General features: G+C 41.7%; 16 protein-coding genes and 1 tRNA gene. 4 read left to right on the plus strand and 13 right to left on the minus strand.

What is annotated here, in order from left to right; genetic code table 11:
- Positions 1-10: 10 nt before the first annotated feature.
- Positions 11-1,936: an ATP-binding protein gene (locus FHS10_RS04755; protein ID WP_259088108.1), complete on the minus strand. Its 1,926-nt coding sequence runs from the start codon at positions 1,934-1,936 to the stop codon at positions 11-13.
- A 199-nt stretch (positions 1,937-2,135) separates the two neighbouring features.
- On the minus strand, positions 2,136-2,837 hold the full coding sequence (locus tag FHS10_RS04760) for an NUDIX hydrolase (protein WP_259088109.1): 702 nt from the start codon (positions 2,835-2,837) through the stop codon (positions 2,136-2,138).
- Between the two features lie 778 nt (positions 2,838-3,615).
- On the opposite strand from FHS10_RS04760, the gene FHS10_RS04765 reads away from it, so the two are divergent.
- Complete coding sequence (locus FHS10_RS04765) at positions 3,616-5,613, plus strand: thioredoxin domain-containing protein (RefSeq protein ID WP_259088111.1); 1,998 nt, start codon at positions 3,616-3,618, stop codon at positions 5,611-5,613.
- A 25-nt stretch (positions 5,614-5,638) separates the two neighbouring features.
- Entirely contained in the window at positions 5,639-6,136 is a 498-nt protein-coding gene (locus FHS10_RS04770) for an FKBP-type peptidyl-prolyl cis-trans isomerase (RefSeq protein WP_259088113.1), read from the plus strand.
- A 128-nt stretch (positions 6,137-6,264) separates the two neighbouring features.
- Here the strand turns inward: FHS10_RS04770 and FHS10_RS04775 are convergent, their stop codons facing one another.
- From FHS10_RS04775 to FHS10_RS04820, 10 genes are all read right to left on the minus strand, one after another.
- Complete coding sequence (locus FHS10_RS04775) at positions 6,265-7,140, minus strand: polysaccharide deacetylase family protein (RefSeq protein ID WP_259088114.1); 876 nt, start codon at positions 7,138-7,140, stop codon at positions 6,265-6,267.
- Positions 7,141-7,458: 318 nt separating this feature from the next.
- On the minus strand, positions 7,459-8,691 hold the full coding sequence (locus FHS10_RS04780) for a Gfo/Idh/MocA family protein (protein WP_259088116.1): 1,233 nt from the start codon (positions 8,689-8,691) through the stop codon (positions 7,459-7,461).
- A gap of 36 nt (positions 8,692-8,727) precedes the next feature.
- Entirely contained in the window at positions 8,728-9,750 is a 1,023-nt protein-coding gene (gene ruvB, locus FHS10_RS04785) for a Holliday junction branch migration DNA helicase RuvB (RefSeq protein WP_259088118.1), read from the minus strand.
- 151 nt (positions 9,751-9,901) lie between these two features.
- The gene (locus FHS10_RS04790) at positions 9,902-10,633 is read right to left on the minus strand and encodes a polyprenol monophosphomannose synthase (protein WP_259088119.1); all 732 of its coding nucleotides are present in this window, start codon (positions 10,631-10,633) and stop codon (positions 9,902-9,904) included.
- A gap of 49 nt (positions 10,634-10,682) precedes the next feature.
- Positions 10,683-12,182 (minus strand): POT-type proton-dependent oligopeptide transporter, encoded by a 1,500-nt coding sequence (locus FHS10_RS04795; protein WP_259088120.1) that lies wholly within the window; start codon positions 12,180-12,182, stop codon positions 10,683-10,685.
- A gap of 128 nt (positions 12,183-12,310) precedes the next feature.
- Positions 12,311-13,237, minus strand: coding sequence for a hypothetical protein (locus FHS10_RS04800; protein WP_259088122.1), 927 nt, complete (start codon positions 13,235-13,237; stop codon positions 12,311-12,313).
- Positions 13,238-13,413: 176 nt separating this feature from the next.
- Entirely contained in the window at positions 13,414-14,592 is a 1,179-nt protein-coding gene (locus FHS10_RS04805; RefSeq protein WP_259088124.1) for an acetyl-CoA C-acyltransferase, read from the minus strand.
- Positions 14,593-14,732: 140 nt separating this feature from the next.
- Positions 14,733-14,891: a type II toxin-antitoxin system antitoxin gene (locus FHS10_RS04810; protein ID WP_259088125.1), complete on the minus strand. Its 159-nt coding sequence runs from the start codon at positions 14,889-14,891 to the stop codon at positions 14,733-14,735.
- Position 14,892: 1 nt separating this feature from the next.
- Positions 14,893-15,432, minus strand: coding sequence for a hypothetical protein (locus tag FHS10_RS04815; protein ID WP_259088126.1), 540 nt, complete (start codon positions 15,430-15,432; stop codon positions 14,893-14,895).
- A gap of 4 nt (positions 15,433-15,436) precedes the next feature.
- On the minus strand, positions 15,437-16,294 hold the full coding sequence (locus FHS10_RS04820) for an SPFH domain-containing protein (protein ID WP_259088127.1): 858 nt from the start codon (positions 16,292-16,294) through the stop codon (positions 15,437-15,439).
- A 227-nt stretch (positions 16,295-16,521) separates the two neighbouring features.
- On the opposite strand from FHS10_RS04820, the gene FHS10_RS04825 reads away from it, so the two are divergent.
- Together FHS10_RS04825 and FHS10_RS04830 are read left to right on the plus strand one after the other, a co-directional pair.
- Positions 16,522-18,591 (plus strand): HD family phosphohydrolase, encoded by a 2,070-nt coding sequence (locus FHS10_RS04825; RefSeq protein ID WP_259088128.1) that lies wholly within the window; start codon positions 16,522-16,524, stop codon positions 18,589-18,591.
- 82 nt (positions 18,592-18,673) lie between these two features.
- Positions 18,674-18,760, plus strand: a tRNA-Ser gene (locus tag FHS10_RS04830).
- 56 nt (positions 18,761-18,816) lie between these two features.
- On the opposite strand, the gene FHS10_RS04835 is transcribed toward FHS10_RS04830, so the two are convergent.
- Positions 18,817-19,248 carry a hypothetical protein gene (locus FHS10_RS04835; RefSeq protein WP_259088129.1) on the minus strand — a complete coding sequence of 144 codons (432 nt, stop codon included), beginning with the start codon at positions 19,246-19,248 and terminating at the stop codon, positions 18,817-18,819.
- Positions 19,249-19,624 lie beyond the last annotated feature (376 nt).

Raw genomic sequence — 19,624 nt, forward strand, 5'->3', positions numbered from 1 at the left:
CTTATCAAATTTATTTTTTTACTAAAGCCAGCACAGGTCTTTTTAACCGGCTTTTTTGGTGGAGAGGGGTAGCTGGTGCAGGTAGGGCATAACAAAATGAAGCCCCCTTGTTTTGGTTGTTCTCAACCCAAATACGGCCATGCATTTTTTCTACAAAATCATTACAGATCATAAGGGCCACGCCAGCGCCCTTTTCTTTTTCATTACTATATTTAAGATCGGCTTTAAAGTTGAAAATATCAGGTAGTTTTTCGGGCGATATACCCTTTCCTTCGTCCCGTACACAAAGTGTGGTTTCGGCCATGTCGCTAAAAGCCATAATAGTTATAGTTGAATGTTTGGGCGAAAATTTGATAGCGTTGTGAATAAAGTTACGATGAATAAATTGAACCAGTTCTTTATCGGCATTCATGCTGATGCTGCCATCAATGTTATTTATCAGTGTGATTTCGTATTCTTCGGCAAGTAGGGTAAATGGTTGCAGCGCCTCATCTATTAATTCTCGTAATGGCAACAAAGTAGGTTGATAGCTAAAGCCCGATAATTGCTGTTTAATCCATTGCAGAATATTTTCAAAAATTTCCAGGGATAGGTTGGATGCCTGCTCCATATTGTGAACTAATGACGTCAGTTCCTCGCGTGTAAACGAGTCGGCATCTTTCAAAACGGCTGCAAGGGTTTTTAACGTGCCCAAGGGCTGCCTGAAATCATGTGCCAATATTGAAATTAGCAGGTTATTAAACTCATGGTCAATCTCCAGTTTTTCGTTCCGTAACTGTACTGTTTTATTCAGTTCCTCTAATATTTGGTTATGCTGTTGTTTAAGGCTGTATAAGCGATAAAATATCACAACAGATACGCTTGTCACAACAAATAGAAAACCAAAAACAAAAATCAGCGTTTTGTGGCTTTCTGCTTTCATAGTGAGCGCTTCCAGTTGCTGATCTTTTATAGCATAATCAATATAATCAAATCCCGATGTATTGGTATATAGCTCCTCATCTTCATAAAGCTGCATCAGCTTTTCGCTGTAATGCTGTACTTCGCGTAGGTTATTTTGGTTGATGTAGATATTATACAACTGTTTGCCAAATACCTTCTCATAAAAATGATAGCCCTGCTTTTCGGCAATGCTTAGCCCCTGCTTGTAAAATTCTGAAGCTTTTAGCGTATCGCCTATGGTAAAAATATCACCCAGGTTTTTGAGGATATCAAGGGTAACGTAGTTTACCTCCATCTTTATGCCTTCGGCGGCGGCTTTCTGCAGTAATGCTATACCTTTTTCACGTTCGCCGTTTTTGATATAAAGGTTAGCCTGTATCTGCTCTGTTACCAGCAATACCCGTTCATCTTTATACCTGGTTGCTATTTGACGGGCCTTGGCAAGTAGTAAGCTTGTGGAATCCTTACTGATTTGTGCCGGGTACAACAACAAATAATTGCAATACACCAACGACATGATGGAGTCTCTTTTAAGGCTTTGGCCGATAATCATACCTTGCTTAAAATTGTCTATCGCCTTTTTATCTTCCTTGTTTTCGTTAAAAACCAGGCCTATATTCATCAGGCCTTGCACAATATTGGCCGAATCGCCTATGGCTACGTAGCGGTTGTAGGCATCGTTATAATATTTTAGTGACAGTTGTAAATTGCCCCTTAAATCATAAACTATTCCTATTATGTTAATGGCATCAGCCTGGCCTTGTGTATATTTTATCCGGGTAGAAATGGATCTGGCAAGTTTGGCGTAATAAAAAGAATTATCAACGTTCTTTTCATACATCAGCATGCCAAGGCGGTTTAAAGCATCAACGTATTTTGTGCTATCTGTAATTGAAGGAAGCTCTTTTTGAATCCTGTTAATATCAACCACCTGGCAATAACATACATTGCCGGAAAATATCAACAGAAATAAAAGGCTTAAATATTTAGTCATTGGTACAACTTATAGTTGTTATATGGATTTATACGGAATAGCAGCTCAATCAGTTTAATAAATGTAAAATATTTATTACATAATTGAAAGCCTGTATGTAAATCACGCTTAGCCAATAACTATTGTGATATTTTTTTGCGGTTTAGGTATATTAAGTGCAATTAAACAAATAGCTTATGCAAGCTAAATTTAATGATCTTTACAGGGTATCCGGGTTGGGAATAAAGTTCATGAACGCCTGGAACTTGGCGTAGTAATTTTGCATATTAAGCTGGTAATAGTAAGCACCGCGTTTTGAACCGGCTTTATCCTTATCCGCCAGTTTAATAAGCAGTCCGGTAGCTAATATCCGCTTGCTGAAATTGCGTTTATCAATGGTTGTATTAAAAACACTTTCGTACAGAATCTGTAATTGAGGGATGGTAAATTTTGTGGGCAGTAACTCAAACAAAATAGGGTGCATGGCAGCTTTGTACCGAATGCGTTTGCGGGCCTGCTCAACCATTTCCTGCTGATCGAATATCAGTTTTGGGGTACGTTTAAGTTGAAACCACTCGGCATGGTAGTCGGCACTTAGCTGGGTTTCATATTTATGGATATCAATCAGCGCAAAATAAGCTACAGATACGGTGCGTTCCATGGGGTCGCGTTGTGGATCGCCAAAGGTATATAGCTGTTCAAGGTAAACGCCTTCCAGGCCGGTAAGCTGTTTCAAAATACGGTTTGCTGCCTGATCCAAACTTTCATCGTTTTGTACAAAGCCCCCCATTAAACTCCAGTTCCCTTTTTCGGGCTGAAATCCCCTTTTTATCAATAGGATCTTCAGAACTTCGCCGTCAAATCCAAAAATGATACAATCAACCGCTAATAATAACCTGGTTTGTTTGGAGTACTTGAGCATTTTTTACCTTGAAAGTTTATACAAAAACAAATATATAATAACATTTGGTAAAAGCATTAATCAAGGTATGGTCTTTACTTTAGAGGTAGATAAGGGTGAAGTGGCAGGGGAAATAATATAATCAAAGTTTTAAGTCATTTTAACTTTATCAGAATCAGGGGAATCGCTTTTACCCACAAGTAATGAATTCGTGTTATCTTAAGGCAGCTTTTTTTTGAGTTAGACACGAATGCCCGCCGACCCGGTTATAATTTAATCGAATTTCACGAATTTTGGAATTGATCGATAGCACAAACAGGGCAAACGCATCTGAATAGTTAACGGGGATAAGCTTAAGGCGTTGGGAAGATAAAGGCATCAAACAATATCTTGTTTTTATTGCCTGGTCCTGGTTAAATGATCGAGGTATCGAAGGTACTTGTATTGACCAACAGCAGGCACAAATATTGGGTGTACCTAAGTTGCGCGGCACATCATTTTTGTGTTAACCATGTATAAATATAAAATATTGATTATTAGGTAGTTGTGATATATTTTATCTAAAATATGTTAAGTTATGTTAACCCAGTTAGCTGCGTTTAACCTGTATCACAAATTTAAATGTGATTTAAAAAATTCGCGGTAATCACCTACGGTTTTAAATCAAAACGGAATTATTACCTGGTTGAGATAGCGGAGTAATCATAAGGCATTCAAATTTACCACACATGCGTAAAAACTTTTCCAAATAAATCTCCTTTAGCTTACAGGTGCAATTATATCCGCACATTTGCAATCTATGAACAGTCTTGCTAATTCAACATCGCCATATTTATTACAACACGCCAATAACCCGGTTAACTGGTACCCATGGGGTAAAGAAGCTTTAGATAAAGCCAAAGCCGAAAATAAACTGATATTGGTAAGCATCGGCTACTCGGCCTGCCACTGGTGCCATGTAATGGAACATGAGAGTTTTGAGGATGAGGCCGTTGCCGCGGTTATGAACGAGTTTTTTGTTTGTATTAAAGTAGATAGGGAGGAACGACCCGATGTTGACCAGATTTACATGAGCGCGGTGCAACTCATGAGCGGCCGTGGCGGATGGCCTTTAAACTGCATTTGCCTGCCCGATCAGCGGCCTATTTACGGTGGTACCTACTTCCGTAAAAACGACTGGACATCCCTGCTGTTTAACCTGGCCGATTTTTACAAGCAAAAGCCCGAGGAAGCTGAAGAGTACGCCGTGCGCTTAACCGACGGTATTCAAAAATATGAATCGGTACAGTTTATTGCCGAGCAGCCCGAATATACTAAAGACGATCTGCAGCTGATAGCCGATAACTGGAAGCGGTATTTTGATAAATATGAAGGCGGCACCGGCAACGCCCCCAAATTTCCTATGCCCAACAATTGGCTGTTATTGATGCGCTATGCGCATTTGATGCAGGACGGGGAAATTGCTAAGCAAGTAAAGCTTACACTACATAAAATGGCTTTTGGTGGTATATATGACCATATAGGTGGTGGTTTTGCCCGTTACTCGGTTGATGGTAGGTGGCATGTGCCACACTTCGAAAAAATGCTGTATGATAATGCCCAACTGATCACGCTTTATGCTGAAGCTTACACCTGGCAGCCCGATGAATTATACCAACAGGTAGTTGATGATATTATTCATTTTAGTATAACAGAACTGGCTTCGCCAGAATTGGGTTTTTACTCAGCCCTCGATGCTGATAGCGAGGGCGTGGAAGGTAAGTTTTATATTTTTACCAAAACCGAAATCGAAGAGATTTTGGGCGACAATGCCGACCTGTTTTGCATTTACTATCATATTACCGAAGATGGTAACTGGGAAGAAGAACATTCAAACGTACTTTTTCGAAAGGAAACTGATGAGGAGTTGGCCAAAAAATTGGGATTGAGTGTGGATGACTTGCTATTGCGGATAAAAGCATCACGTAAAAAAGTATTTGAGGCACGCAGCTACAGGATAAGACCGGGTTTGGATAACAAGATCCTGGCCTCGTGGAACGGTTTAATGCTGAAAGGCCTTTGCGAAGCTTATCGTACTTTTAACAAGCCAGCGTATTTAGAACTCGCCTTAAACAATGCTGCTTTTATCCTGAAAAACCTCATAAGCCAAAATGGCAGGCTTTCAAGGGTTTATAAAAGCGGCAATACGGTAGCTTTTTTAGATGACTATGCCAACATTATTGATGCTTTCATCGCTCTTTATGAAGTAAGCTTTAACGAATACTGGCTGGAGCAGGCAAAAAGCCTCACGGATACCGCCATAGCCCATTATTACGATGAAACCAACGGCATTTTCTTTTACACTGCCGATGATGAAGAACAGCTGATAGCCCGTAAATCTGAAATTATGGATGGGGTTACCCCGGCCAGTAATTCGGCAATGGCACGTAACCTTAAAAAGTTGGGCCTGCTTTTTGATAATGAAAACTATGCAGCGGTTTCGGCACAGCTGTTACGCAACATAATGCCGCAGCTTGCAAAGTATGGTACAGCCTATTCAAACTGGACAATGCTTTTGCTTGATGAGGTTTTTGGTGTATACGAAGTTGCGATAACGGGCAGCGATGCCGAAACTGTTAGAAGGGAAATAGAAAATAATTACATCCCCAATAAAATAATATTGGGTGGTAATAAAGGAAGTTTACCTTTGCTGCAGGATAAGTTTGGTGCATCTACACAGATTTTTATTTGTAAAGATAAAACCTGCGGACTACCTGCTCATAACACGGCCGACGCGTTAAAACAAATGAAGGCCTGATTGCTTATTTAAAAAAACAATTCCAATGAAGATTGAACCACAGCACGTAGTGTCATTAACTTACGATTTGTATGTTGACCAGGATGGTACCGAAGTATTACAAGAAAGTGCCACAGAAGAACAACCATTAACCTTTTTATTTGGTGCCGGCCAGATGCTGCCTAAATTTGAAGAAAATTTAAGCACCCTATCAACAGGCGATACTTACGAGTTTCGTTTAACTGCTGGTGATGCTTATGGCGAATATGACGAGGAAGCAGTAGCCAACTTGCCTAAAGAAATGTTCCAGGGAACAGAGATTCCTGAAATCGGCAGTGTTTTGCCTTTACAGGATAACAATGGTAACCGTTTTCAGGCCCAGGTGGTATCAATTGCCGAAGACGCGGTAATCGTTGACCTTAACCACCCTATGGCCGGCCAGGAGCTGCACTTTAAAGGTAATATACTTAACGTACGCCCTGCTACCGAAGAAGAATTATCACATGGCCACGCACACGGCCCCGATGGTCATCACGCTCACTAAGCCCCTTCTAAATCTCCCCCTGAAGAGGGAGACTTTTGATAATAGAAAAGCCCGTTATGTAGATAACGGGCTTTTCTATTATGTTATATTTTTATCATTCCCCCTTTAGGGGGTTAGGGGGCTGCGCCTTAAAAGCTATGCCTTACGCTATTACTAAAAGTTTTGGTTGTCCAGTAACCGCTATCTAATATACGGCGCACGGTCATCAGTGGATAATCAGGGTCGCGTTTATCGGCAAGCTGGAAAGCTATTTTGAAACCTCTTTTCTGGATTTCTGGTAATACTGGTTTTTTCCATACGCCAAATGGGTAAGCAAAATATTCTATTTTTTTGCCGGTAATTTCTTCCAGTTTTTTGGTTGGCTTATCAATTTGGGTAACCCAGTCGTCAACCGGTTTGTTGGTTATTTTACCATTTTTACCGATGATCTTCAGTACTCCATTATGCGTGTATTTATCAACGCGGTGGTGGTCCCAGGTATGGCTCCCAATAATGTTCCCTTCGTCAGACAATGTTTTAACCATCTCGTTGGTCATGTAATGCGGGCGACCTAAGGATACCGTCATCACAAAATAAACGCCTTTAAAGCCGTATTTTTTAAGTGTAGGGTTGGCAATGGTGAATTGATCAAGATCGGTATCATCAAATGTTAACATGATAGGCTTGCTTGGTAGCGGAGTACCTTTGGTAAGGTAGTTATAAAGCTGATCTGGTAATATGGTATGGTAACCGCTATCGGCTAACATTTTGATATGCTCTTTAAAAGCAGCAATTGGTATAATGTAATCTTTGGCGCCTTTTGAGTCGGTTGGTTTCCAGTCGCGGATCTGGTGGTAACAAACAACGGGCACCTGCTTACGGCCCATAATAGCTGTATTATCAGCCGGTTTTGCGCTGGTAGTTGCCGCGGTGACGTTAGCTGGAGTTTTATCGGCCGGTTTAGATTGGCAAGACAGTGTACCCAATGTACATACAGTTAGCCATACAAAAGCTTTTTTGATCATAGTAGAATGATGATTTTTTAATTTATTCAATAACGGCGAAATTAAGATATTTATTTAGAAGAAGAGTCAAGAATTAAGAGTCAGGAATCAAGAGAGCTGCGGAATCTCCATTATGTCATTGCGAGGAACGAAGCAATCCCCGATTTACAGAGTCGCTGTGCAAATCCGCCCTGTAATTTGGGGATTGCTTCGTCGTTCCTCCTCGCAATGACGTTTTTTTTGATGTCATTACTGTTTTTTCAGGGATCCCCCTAATGGTTCCCCGCAATGACATGACTTTGAGGTGCTCTTGTCTTGACTCTAACTTCTTGACTCTTCTTAAAGCACTATTCGCTTGCCTTCTTTGATCGATCTTTTGGCGGCATCCAGTATCATCATTACTACCATGTTGTTTTTTAGCGATGAACGGTCATTGCGTACCTGTAGTGGATTTTTAAGGGCGTAAGTAAAATAGGGTACGGGCGCATCTGCCGGGCTTGCTAAAGGGGCAGCTTTAAAGCTACGTACGGTGTTATCGATCCTAACCTCAAGACTATCTTTATCAAACGTGTGTATGTAGCCTTTCGCGCCAAAAATCTCCATGTCTTTAATACCGAAAGGCCAGTTCCATGATGCTTCTATCATGCCGGTGGCTTCGGGGTATTCAACTATAATGGTGGCATCGTCTTCTACCTTAGGGTATACGCCTGGTTTGTAATGGCGGGCAATGGCGGTTACCGCGATAGGTTTTTGGCCCTTCATCATCCAGGTCATCATATCGGCACCGTAACAGCCGAAGTCATTTAAGGCACCTGCTCCATTCAATACCGGGTCGGTAAGCCAGGCTAAAAAGTCCTCGCTGCAACCAATTTCCTTTGGTCCCTGGTGCCCATCGTGGAATACCATTTTACGGATCACACCAACGCTGTCTGTTTTTATCGTATTATAAGCGCTTTGTACCGATGGGTACCAGGTTGTTTCGTAGTTTGTAAGCAGGTTAATGTAATATTTAAAAGCTAAAAATTCCATACGCTTAGCCTGTTCAAGGGTAGCAGCCAAAGGTTTTTCAACCATTACTGATATGCCCATGGGGGCGCAGGTTTCCACAATATCAATATGTTTGCCAACAGCATTATAACCTAATACAATAACCGGCTTGCGTTTTTGGCACATGGTTTTCAGATCCTCAAAAAACAGGGAATCGGGTACGCCATACATTTTGCCATATTTTTCCCAAAGCTTTTTATCCGGTTCGGCAATGCCAACAATGTTTACGTTACCGTTGCGATATTCGTTTAGTATCAGGTGGATATGATCGTGGTTTAAGCCCGCTATGCCCACTTTTGGCCCTGTGGCTACCTTTTTTACCACTACGGTGTCTTTTTTTTTAAGCGTTGTGTCTTTTTTAAACTTTGCGGCCGTATCTGGCGGCAAAGCCTCGGGCTTGGTAGGTGCCAAAGGTTTTGAAGGGGTAGGGATTGTTGTTTGTGCTTTTGTAATAGCAACACAGCATATATTAAATGCCGCTACAGCTAAAAACAATTTAAAGCCTTTACTTAGTTTGGTTTTCATGATTGATGTATCGTAATTGGTAGTCTATTGGTTCACTTAAAATAACGATTGATTGCCGCCTAATTTTATTCTGCCAAGGTGTTTGTAGGCGCTCTCCGTAGCCTCGCGGCCGCGGGCTGTGCGCATTAAAAAACCTTCCTGTATCAAAAACGGTTCGTATACCTCTTCAATGGTTCCTTCATCCTCGCCAACGGCGGTGGCAATAGTTTTTAAGCCAACAGGTCCACCTTTAAACTTATCAATAATGGTAACCAAAATCTTGTTATCCATTTCATCCAACCCATGCTCGTCAACGTTGAGCGCGTTAAGCGCGTATTTGGCTATGGCGGTATCAATATTACCATCGCCTTTGATCTGGGCAAAATCACGGGTGCGGCGTAACAGGGCATTGGCAATACGTGGCGTACCGCGGCTACGCCTTGCTATTTCATAAGCGCCTTCATCGGTTACCGGTGTTTTTAATATCGATGACGAACGCAGTACAATAGTGGTTAGGAGCTTGGCATCATAATATTCCAAACGCGAGTTGATGCCAAACCTGGCCCTTAACGGCGCTGTAAGCAAGCCTGAGCGGGTGGTAGCACCAACAAGTGTAAATGGGTTTAATGAGATCTGTACCGAGCGGGCATTGGGGCCGCTCTCCAGCATAATATCTATCTTGAAATCTTCCATGGCCGAGTACAGGTACTCTTCAACCAGCGGACTTAAACGATGTATTTCGTCAATAAAAAGGATATCTCCTGTTTCGAGGTTGGTAAGCAAACCTGCAAGGTCGCCGGGTTTATCCAGTACCGGGCCTGATGTTATTTTAATACCCACGCCCATCTCATTAGCAATAATGTGCGATAGCGTAGTTTTACCCAAACCCGGAGGGCCGTGCAAAAGCACATGGTCAAGCGCCTCGCCACGCTGGCGGGCCGCCTGTACAAACACTTTTAAATTGGCTAATATTTTATGCTGACCGGTAAAATCCTCAAACTGCTGCGGACGTAAAACTTTTTCAATATCACGTTCGGTATTGCTGAGGCGTTCCGGCGCGGGATCAAGGTGCTCATTCATTACCAACGAAATTAGCTTTTTATTTCGGATTTCGGAATTGGGATTTCGGATGTGTTGAATTTTTTACGTTCAAAACGGACGTTAAAATAAGCTTCGACGCGCTATTCAAAATGAAAAATCCCAAATCGAACATCCGAAATCCGAAATCAAATTATCCTTCCGGATATTTCCTGAAAATGCTGTTGATCTTCATCTGGATCACCCCAAAAAATGCTTCCTTGAAAATTCCGCCCGACATTTTAGATGTGCCCATGATGCGGTTGATAAATATGATGGGCACTTCTACCAGCGTAAAACCATGTTTAATGGTGGTGTACTTCATTTCAATTTGAAAGGCATAACCCACAAACTTTATTTTATCAAGCTGTATGGTTTCCAGTACCTTGCGTTTGTAGCACATGAAGCCGGCTGTTGAATCGGCGACATCTATCCCGGTAATAAACCTAACGTATACTGATGCAAAGTAACTCATCAGTACCCTGCTCATGGGCCAGTTTACCACATTTACGCCGGTGCTATAGCGTGATCCTATTGCCGCATCGGCTCCATCAATACAGGCTTGTCTTAGCTTAAGCAGGTCATCTGGATTATGTGAAAAATCGGCATCCATTTCAAAAATATAGTCGTAATGATGCTCAATGGCCCATTTAAAACCATGAATGTAAGCAGTACCCAAGCCTTGTTTCCCGGCGCGCTCCACTAAAAAAAGCTGCTCGGGATATACATTCATCAGCCCTTTGATAATTTTGGCTGTACCATCCGGCGATCCGTCATCAATGATGAGGATGTGAAAGTCATGAGGGAGGGAAAACACCTTGCGAATCATCTTTTCGATGTTTTCCTTCTCGTTATAGGTTGGTATAATAACTATGCTGTCTGGCACTTAGTAATTCTTGTGTGTGATGAAATAAAACACAAAACAACAACTTTTATTATACAATTGGGTTATCCGGATGAATTTCGTTGGTATGATCGCCGCGAATATCCAAACCTTCGGCCAAAACATCTGATGCCAGGTACGCCTTTTCCTGTATAAAAGGGCTTATCAGAACAAATATCAAAACAAAACCAAAACAAATACCAACAAACAACCAAAAGAATGATGCACCTGTAAACCGTGCAAAAAAGCCATTGCTGGCAATGCTGCTGTTTACAATGGTGTTAAAGAATGAACCGACAGAATAGGTGAAATACCAGATAGCGGTCATGGTACTTTTCATGGAAGGCGGCGACTGGGTATAAGCGTATTCCAGGCCGGTGATAGAAACCAATACCTCACCCGCAGATAGCACCGCGAAAGCAAGAATTTGCCACCATACGGATGGATGCGAGCCATGATCAATCTTAACCTGCAATAATGCGATGATTACAAAACTAAAACCGGTAATAAAAAGGCCTGCCCCAATTTTGCGTAGGGAAGTTAGTTTGATACCCATTTTGGTAAGCAAGGGATATAAACCATAATTGAAAATAGGGATAAACGCCAAAAGGAAAAACGCGTTAACAGTTTGAATTTGCGATGGCAGGATCTTCCAGCCCATAATGCCCATATCTAAGTTTAATTGGGTTGATTGCAATACCCACTCGGCGCTGTTCATATCCCATAACGACCAAAACACTGGTATAAATGCAAATACTGCCATAACGCGCCAAACAGCTTTTATACCATCAACTTTTTCATATCCGTATTTCGCCTCGGCACAATCCCATGCTGTTTTGCCAGCCGGCCTGGTGCCCAATTTGTATTTAAGTGCATATAAACTTACCGAAACGAAGTTGGCTTTATTGATACCTTTTGCAGGTAACCTTACATAGCTTTTTCTGCCCGAAAAGAAGATCAATGTAGCAAGCGCCATTAAAATTCCTGGTACGCCAAATGCCCATGCACCGCCAAACTTGTCATAAATGTAAGGGATAAGTGCCAAACTTACCATCGAGCCAGCGTTGATGCTGAAGTAAAACCAGCTATAAATACTGCTCATTAAGTGTTGGTTGCTATGATCAAACTGGTCGCCCACGTTGGCAGATACGCATGATTTTATAGCGCCTGCAGAAAATGCTATAATAATTAAGCCGGTTTGAAAGCCGGCCAGGTTAGTATCAAACATCGATAACAAAAAGTGCCCGATGGTATAAATAAGTGAGCCAATTAAAATTACGCGGTATTTACCAAAAAACCAATCGGCCAGGATAGCACCAAGCAGGGGAGTAGCGTAAACCAATGTAGAAAACATGTGGTTAATGCTATTGGAATGGGCGTTGGCTACAACAGAAGATTCGTGATTAAAGAATTGATGTACTAAAAAAACAGCGAGTATACTCCGCATCCCATAAAAACTAAACCGCTCGGCAAACTCGTTGCCTATGATGAATGGTACTGCTCTTGGAATTTTTCCTATAGATCGTGACTGTGCTGCTGTTTTTTCCTGCATAGTTTATTTAATTAAAGTTTTGCTAAAGTAACACAAATCTTTCAAATCGAAATTTAATACCGAAAGTGTTACAGTAGGTGTTGGAATTGTTTTGATTATTAACGGCTAACAGTTGTTTAATTCTAAAATTAATGTGATGTTGGAACAAGCATTTTGTCCTTTAATGCTTGTTTCTTGGGGTCAACGTAGTCGTTATCAGTAGCTGTGTTACTGTTATCGGGTACGTTGCGCATATCAAGTTGCTCTACATATACCCAGCGGCCATTCTTTAATTTGTAGCCATCATAAGTAAGGTCCGGGCCAAAGGATTCGGGTTTGTCTTTTAGTTTGGCATCTGGTGGCGACAGGTGATCAAAAACAATCAGGTTTTGCTCTGGTACATATCTTAACAGCATAGATACCTGGCGGGCGTATTCAAATACCACCCTTTTACGGGTTTTGCCGTTGCCATCAAAAATAGCCATGCCAAACCGTGGTTCGCCATTATTGAATGATAATACATCAAGCACTTTTTTTGTCGATTTTACGGTGTTGCCCTTCCAGCCTATCAATACGTAATAGGTTTTGGCTGCATAAACCGGTATGATTTTATAGTACTGTGCACCAAGCCATTTGCGGTTGTCGGTTACAGAGTCCTCGGGGTTTTTGAGTAAAGGTGAGTAGTCTTCAAGTGGGTACATCTTTAAAAAGCCGCCGGTATTCATTTGTATGGTACCATAAAAACGATAGCTGCCATCCTGGTTCATGATTGGCCACGTGAGGATACGAAACCGGTTATCGGGTGAGTTAAGGATGCTGATGGTTTTGATAGAATCAAAGGGGAAAAGGAAAGAATTTGGCACTTTAAGCGCGCTAACGATGGTTTTGATAAATTGGTAGTTGGCATTTTTTCGCTCCAGGTCGTTCTCGTTATTAATGAAAGTTTTACCCAGTGTTTTCAGGGTATCCTCATATAATTTAAGCTGTTTGATATGTGCGCTTTCGTCAGAATGCTGGGCATAGGTTTGTAAACAAAACAGGAGGGGGAGAAGGGATACAAAAAGTTTTTTTGTCACGATTCTTGTGTGATTATTTTTCAATATACTATTTATTTGTCAAGCGAGTACCCATGTAAGGAATATAAGGTAGATGCCATTGCGAGGAACGAAGAAATCGCAAACATTACAGAGCGTATTTGCACACGTGCGATTTCTTCGTTCCTCGCAATGAACATGGTAGTTAATATGATCTACTAACGTAAATTTTCGATAACCATTGCACTGGCACCACCGCCACCGTTACAAATTCCGGCAGTACCAAATTTACCATTGTTTTGTTGCAGTACATTTATTAGAGTAACAATGATACGTGCGCCTGATGCACCCAAAGGGTGACCTAAGGAAACTGCACCACCATTAACGTTAACTTTTGCCGGATCGAGCTTTAATAATTGATTATTGGCGATGGCCACTACAGAGAACGCTTCATTAATTTCAAAGTAATCAATTTTCTCTGCCGATAAACCTGCCCGGTGTAAAGCCAATGGGATGGCTTTTGATGGCGCGGTAGTAAACCATTCTGGCGCTTGTTGTGCATCAGCATAAGATATAATACGGGCAAGTGGCTTAATACCCAGTTCATCTGCTTTTTCGCGGCTCATAAGCACTAAGGCTGCAGCACCATCATTTAAGGTCGATGCGTTGGCCGCGGTTACAGTGCCATCTTTTTTAAATACAGGTTTTAATGACGGGATCTTTTCGAATTTAACAGCTTTGGGTTCCTCATCATCAGTAAATAAGGTTACGTCGCCTTTTTTATCTTTTAGTTCGATGGGGGTGATCTCGTCTTTGAACTTACCTTCGGCCTGGGCCTTTTGCGCTCGGTTGTATGATTCAATGGCAAAGGCATCCTGCTCTTCGCGGCTGATATTGCAATCAACCGCGCAAAGTTCGGCAGCAGATCCCATGTGGTAGTCGTTATACACATCCCACAGACCGTCTTTCACCAATCCGTCGGTAATTTGGCCATTGCCTAAGCGATAGCCATTGCGGGCTTTATCTAAGTAATAGGGTACATTGCTCATGCTTTCCATACCCCCGGCTACTACAATTTCGTTTTGGCCAAGCGCTATGCTTTGGGCAGCCAGCATAATGGCTTTCATACCCGACGCGCAAACCTTGTTAACGGTAGTCGCAGGTAAATAAGGTAAACCCGCAAATATAGCCGCCTGTGTGGCCGGTGCCTGCCCCAAACTGGCCGACATTACGTTGCCCATATAAACTTCCTGGATCTGATCTGGCCGTAAGCCAGCCTTTTCAACTGCCGATTTGATAACCTGCGCGCCAAGTTGTGTGGCGCTTATGTTGGCTAAGCTGCCCCCAAAACTGCCTATAGGCGTGCGGGTAGCGGCTATTATTACTACTTCTCTCATGTGTCCCTCATTAAATTGGTAGGGCAAATTTAGTTATTTATTAGTTCATGGTTGATAGTTCATAGTCGGAGCAGGTATTTAAATGAAACCAAATTTCCTGCCATGAACCATGAGCTATGAACTATCAACCATTTACAAAATTATTTCTTCTTCGCACCTTTTTTTCGCGCAAGCAAAGCCTGTTGCATCAGGTATTCTATTTGCCCGTTGGTGCTTCTGAATTCTTCGGCAGCCCAGGCTTCCAACTCCTTTAATACATCCGGATTGATGCGTAATACAAATGCTTTTTTCTCAGCCATATCAACCTCCCGCTCCTGCAGCCGCTGCGGCCTGTGCCTGTTTTATCAAAATTAAATTTACCCCTAATAATGCCAGCAAAGGCATATTGGGAATCTTATTTAGCTTATCTAAATCTACCAATATCGTAAACGGCTTTTTAAAGCCCCATAGGGTGGTTTTTATATCCAGGATATCGCCAGATTGATCGCTGGTTAAACTAAAAGTACGTGTAAATAACTTTTTGTTTAAATACATGGCCTCAAAGCCATCATTCATACTCAGCTTTACCTTTCTCGACAGGATCTCGGGCGTAACAATCCCTATTTGCATTTCATTAATATCCTTGACAAGTAATGACCGGCTAAGTATCCCCTTTCGCTTAATAATCCACTTTTTTTGTGCCGACTCCAGGATCATGGTAGTTTTCCATAAGTTGGCGTAGCTCAGGTTGCCATATATAAACTGTCCGTCCGTTAGTTCAAAACAAGGCCTGAAGAAACCATTTCTTGTGACGGTTAATTCGTTGGTGCGTAACTGGTCAAAACTTCTAAACTGTTCCATGCTATTAATGATATAAAGTACCCGTGTTAACAACAGGGCTCACGCTTCTGTCGCCACATAAAACTACCAGCAGGTTGCTTACCATAGCGGCTTTGCGTTCTTCATCAAATTCAACTATGTTTTTTTCTGATAGTTTATTCAATGCCATTTCAACCATACCAACGGCTCCTTCAACAATTAAACGGCGTGCAGCTATAATGGCCGAAGCCTGTTGTACCTGCAGCATGGAGTGGGCAATCTCGGGCGCGTAGGCCAGGTGCGATATCCTGGCCTCCAATACCTCGATGCCCGCACGGTCAAGCCTTTCGTTTAATTCTTTTTCTAATAAAAGGCTTACCTGCTCGGCACCGCCGCGTAGGGTAATGGTAGCGGTTTCGTCTTCCAGATTATCATAAGGGAACGAATTTGCAAGGTGCCTTACCGCGGCTTCACTTTGTATGTTTACATATTGAATGTAGTTTTCAACCGCGAAAACCGCATTGGCGGTATCTTTTATCTGCCATACAATTACCGCGGCAATTTCAATAGGGTTACCAATGCTATCGTTAACCTTTAGCTGCTGGCCGTTAAGGTTAAAGGCCCTTAGGGATACTTTTCTTTTTACAGTGAAAGGGTTAACCCAAAAAAAGCCGTCCTTTTTAACGGTGCCTAAATATTTGCCAAAAAGGGTAAGCACTTTTGATTCGTTGGGGTTTACGATAACCAGTCCCGGCAGGATGAAAACAATGCTGAGCACGCCTACGGCCGCGCCGATGGGTTCTTCACCTATAAACAAGCAAACAGCCGCCACTGCCAACAGTACCAAAAATAAAACAAAAGCTAAAAAGCCAGAGGGCGGATTAATGGTTTTTTCAGAGTCCATGATGATTTAAATTGATTTTAAAATGATATTATAAAGATATCAATATTTATTTGACAATTCCAAAAAAGAATCAAGAATTAAGAGTTGGGAATCAAGGCAAGACACCATTTATTTTTGTCCTTGATCTTTGTTCCTTAGTCTTTATTGCCCAATTCCAGTCTTGATTCTTGACTCTTCATGCTTAACTCTGTTTCAAAAAACTTATTTTTGAGCGCTTAATCATATAAATGGCAAAACTATCTACATCGCGGCAAAAAGCCTTAATGCGCAAATATGCCCGCAACGTTAAGTTTTTGATGATGCTGGTGAGCATCGGCCTTATTGTTTTCTTTTTACCCAAGCAGGCAAAATTTGGCTACGAATATGAAAAGGGGCGCATATGGAATCAAAAAGACCTGGTATCGCCCTATAACTTCGCCATTTTAAAAACCGGGCAGGAAATTGATAACGAAAGGAAAACGGCTTACGAAAGCATTACGCCCATATACCAGCTTGAAGCTGCAGCCGGCGATCAACAAACCGAAGGCTTTAAAAGCGACCTGGAAATAAAGTGGCATAACGCCGGCATAAACGATAAGTTAAAGCCTAAATATATTGAGGCTGGTACAGCTTTATTAAAAGAGGTTTATGACACGGGCATCTTAAAGCTGAACGATAAATACCTCACGCACGCCAACAACTACCCTGTAACTATATTAAACAAAAACGTAGCGACCGATAAAAATACCAATTCGCTTTTCACTAAGGAGAAAGCTTTAGCTTATTGCGATAAGGTATTGAGCAAACGTACCGATGTAGATAAAGCGTTTTTGCTCGATTTGCTTCAAAACCGAATTCAAAGCAATTTAAATTACGACGATAACCTTACCCTGCGCCTGGAAAAAGAGGTTTACGATGGTCTATCTATAACCCGCGGCATGGTGCAAAAAGGGGAGGTGATAGTTTATAAGGGATCGGTTATTAATGACGATGTTTTCCAAAAACTGGAATCGTACAAAAAAGCGTTTGAAAATAATGCCCGGGTAAATGGTAACCGTATCCTGGTATTGGCGGGGCAGGTTTTACTGGTATCCATAGCCATAGGCTTGCTGATGATATTCCTGTACCTTTTCCGTAAGGATATTTTTGCTGATAACAGGCTGGTTGGTTTGATATTGCTGGTTATTACCGCCATGCTGGCCACCTTATCGGCTGCCATCAAATTCCAGGTGCCTACAAACCTGTATTATATACCTTATTGTATAGTGCCCATTATTATCCGTATTTTGTTTGATACCCGTTTGGCGCTCAACATTCATTTGCTGGTGGTTTTGATAGCAGGCTTTTTTGTGCCCAACAGCTTTGAGTTTGCTTATTATGAGATCACTGCCGGGATGGTATCCATTTACAGTATCAAAAACCTGCTTCGTCGCGAACAGTATTTCATTTCGGCAGGGATGATCATTTTTACTTATTTTGTGTCATTCCTGGGTATCACATTCATCAGGGAAGGTACTTTTTATGATATCGACTGGGTTGATTTTTTGCCGTTTGTAGTAAGCGTGATGCTTACGCTGCTGGCTTACCCGATGATCATCATTTTTGAAAAGATCTTTGCCCTTACATCAGATATTACGCTTATTGAGCTTACCAACACCAACGCACCACTATTGCGCGAGTTGGCATTTACGGCTCCCGGAACCTTTCAGCATTCGTTACAGGTAGCCAATTTGGCCGAGAACGCTATTTACAGCATAGGCGGCAATGCGTTATTGGTAAGAGCCGGAGCATTGTACCATGATATTGGCAAAATGGAAAACCCGCTGTTCTTTATCGAAAATCAAAGCTCGGGCTTTAACCCCCATGATAAATTGCCTTATGAAGAGAGTGCCCAGGTGATCATCCGCCACGTGAGTAAAGGTATTGAGATGGCCCGTAAGGCAAATTTGCCCGAAGTGATCATCGATTTTATCCGCACACACCACGGCAATACCCGGGTCGACTATTTTTATCAGTCGTCATTGAAAAATTTTCCCGAAAAATTCATCAATGAGAACATTTTTAGGTACCCGGGTCCCATCCCTTTTACCAAAGAGGCCGGTGTTTTGATGCTTGCCGACTCAGTTGAGGCCGCTTCCCGCTCACTAAAAGAACCCGATGTAGAATCAATAAGTGTTTTGGTAGATAGGATAGTTAAATATAAACTTGATCAAAACCAACTGAAAGACAGTAATATAACTTTGAAGGATATTGAAACCATTAAAGAAATATTTAAACGGATGCTGATGAGCATTTACCACGTGCGGATAGATTATTAAAAATCCTAACTTTTTTTTTGACGGGGAGCATGATTTGCTATATTTGCAATCCCGAAAACGGGGGACAAGTTTAAAAAACACTGGTGAGGTGCCTGAGAGGCCGAAAGGATCAGTTTGCTAAACTGACGTACGGGAAACTGTACCGAGGGTTCGAATCCCTCCCTCACCGCAAGATGGGAAGTCATCAGAATTATTAAAGGGTTGCTCGACTTCGAGCAGCCCTTTTTATTTGAGCATCAATAAGTTATGAATAAACTCAGGATTGATGGAAGGTGTTCTAAACATACCCTCCTTATAGGTGATACCTTGTTTGAACACCTCCCTTATGATAGTGTGCTGCTGGTTCAGTGAAGAATCGGCAAAAACCTGCGGAAGATTAAGGATGTAAGGCAAAGTGAGCACCACCTGTTGCAGACGGTCATCCAAATCTTCAAGATAAGTAAACTCCTCATTCAGCTTGGCCTTTTCAGCATTGAACTTCTTCATCCACTTTTTATAAGTAGTAGCATTGATTGTATCATCGAAGAGCTTTTGTTCTGCGTTCTCAATCTTTGCTTCCAATACTGTTAGTTGGGTTTGTAATATTTTAAACCGCTTGTCCTTGATGTCCAGCATACCTTTAGCCAACTGTGGAACCCGCTGTGTTAGTTTATCCATCAACTCATGGCAAAATTTACTGCGGTCAGGTAAGTTAATATATAGCGCACATCAAAGCCCCTATACTGACAACTACTTGGAATAGGTTGGTCAATTTGCTTGACGTCTAACTGTCTTGTTTATAAATCATTGTATTGGTTTGTACATTTGGTCTATATTTTTGTTCATCTATATCCCCTCCTTTTTTTTAAGTAGCCATAGTTTCAACTCTTGGAATATAACTGCAATGCGGTGTGTTTGAAATACTGATTTTGAACAATATTTCACCAATTATCAACTGAATCAACATCTGTTTTTTTGACTTAGCGAACAGCCTGACTCTGTTTAAATTTTATTGATATGTTAAGAAACCCACTTATGGATTGTGATAAGATTG

Origin of the sequence: Mucilaginibacter dorajii, from assembly GCF_024808255.1 — a bacterium.
In the GTDB taxonomy this organism is placed as follows: Bacteria; Bacteroidota; Bacteroidia; order Sphingobacteriales; family Sphingobacteriaceae; genus Mucilaginibacter; species Mucilaginibacter dorajii.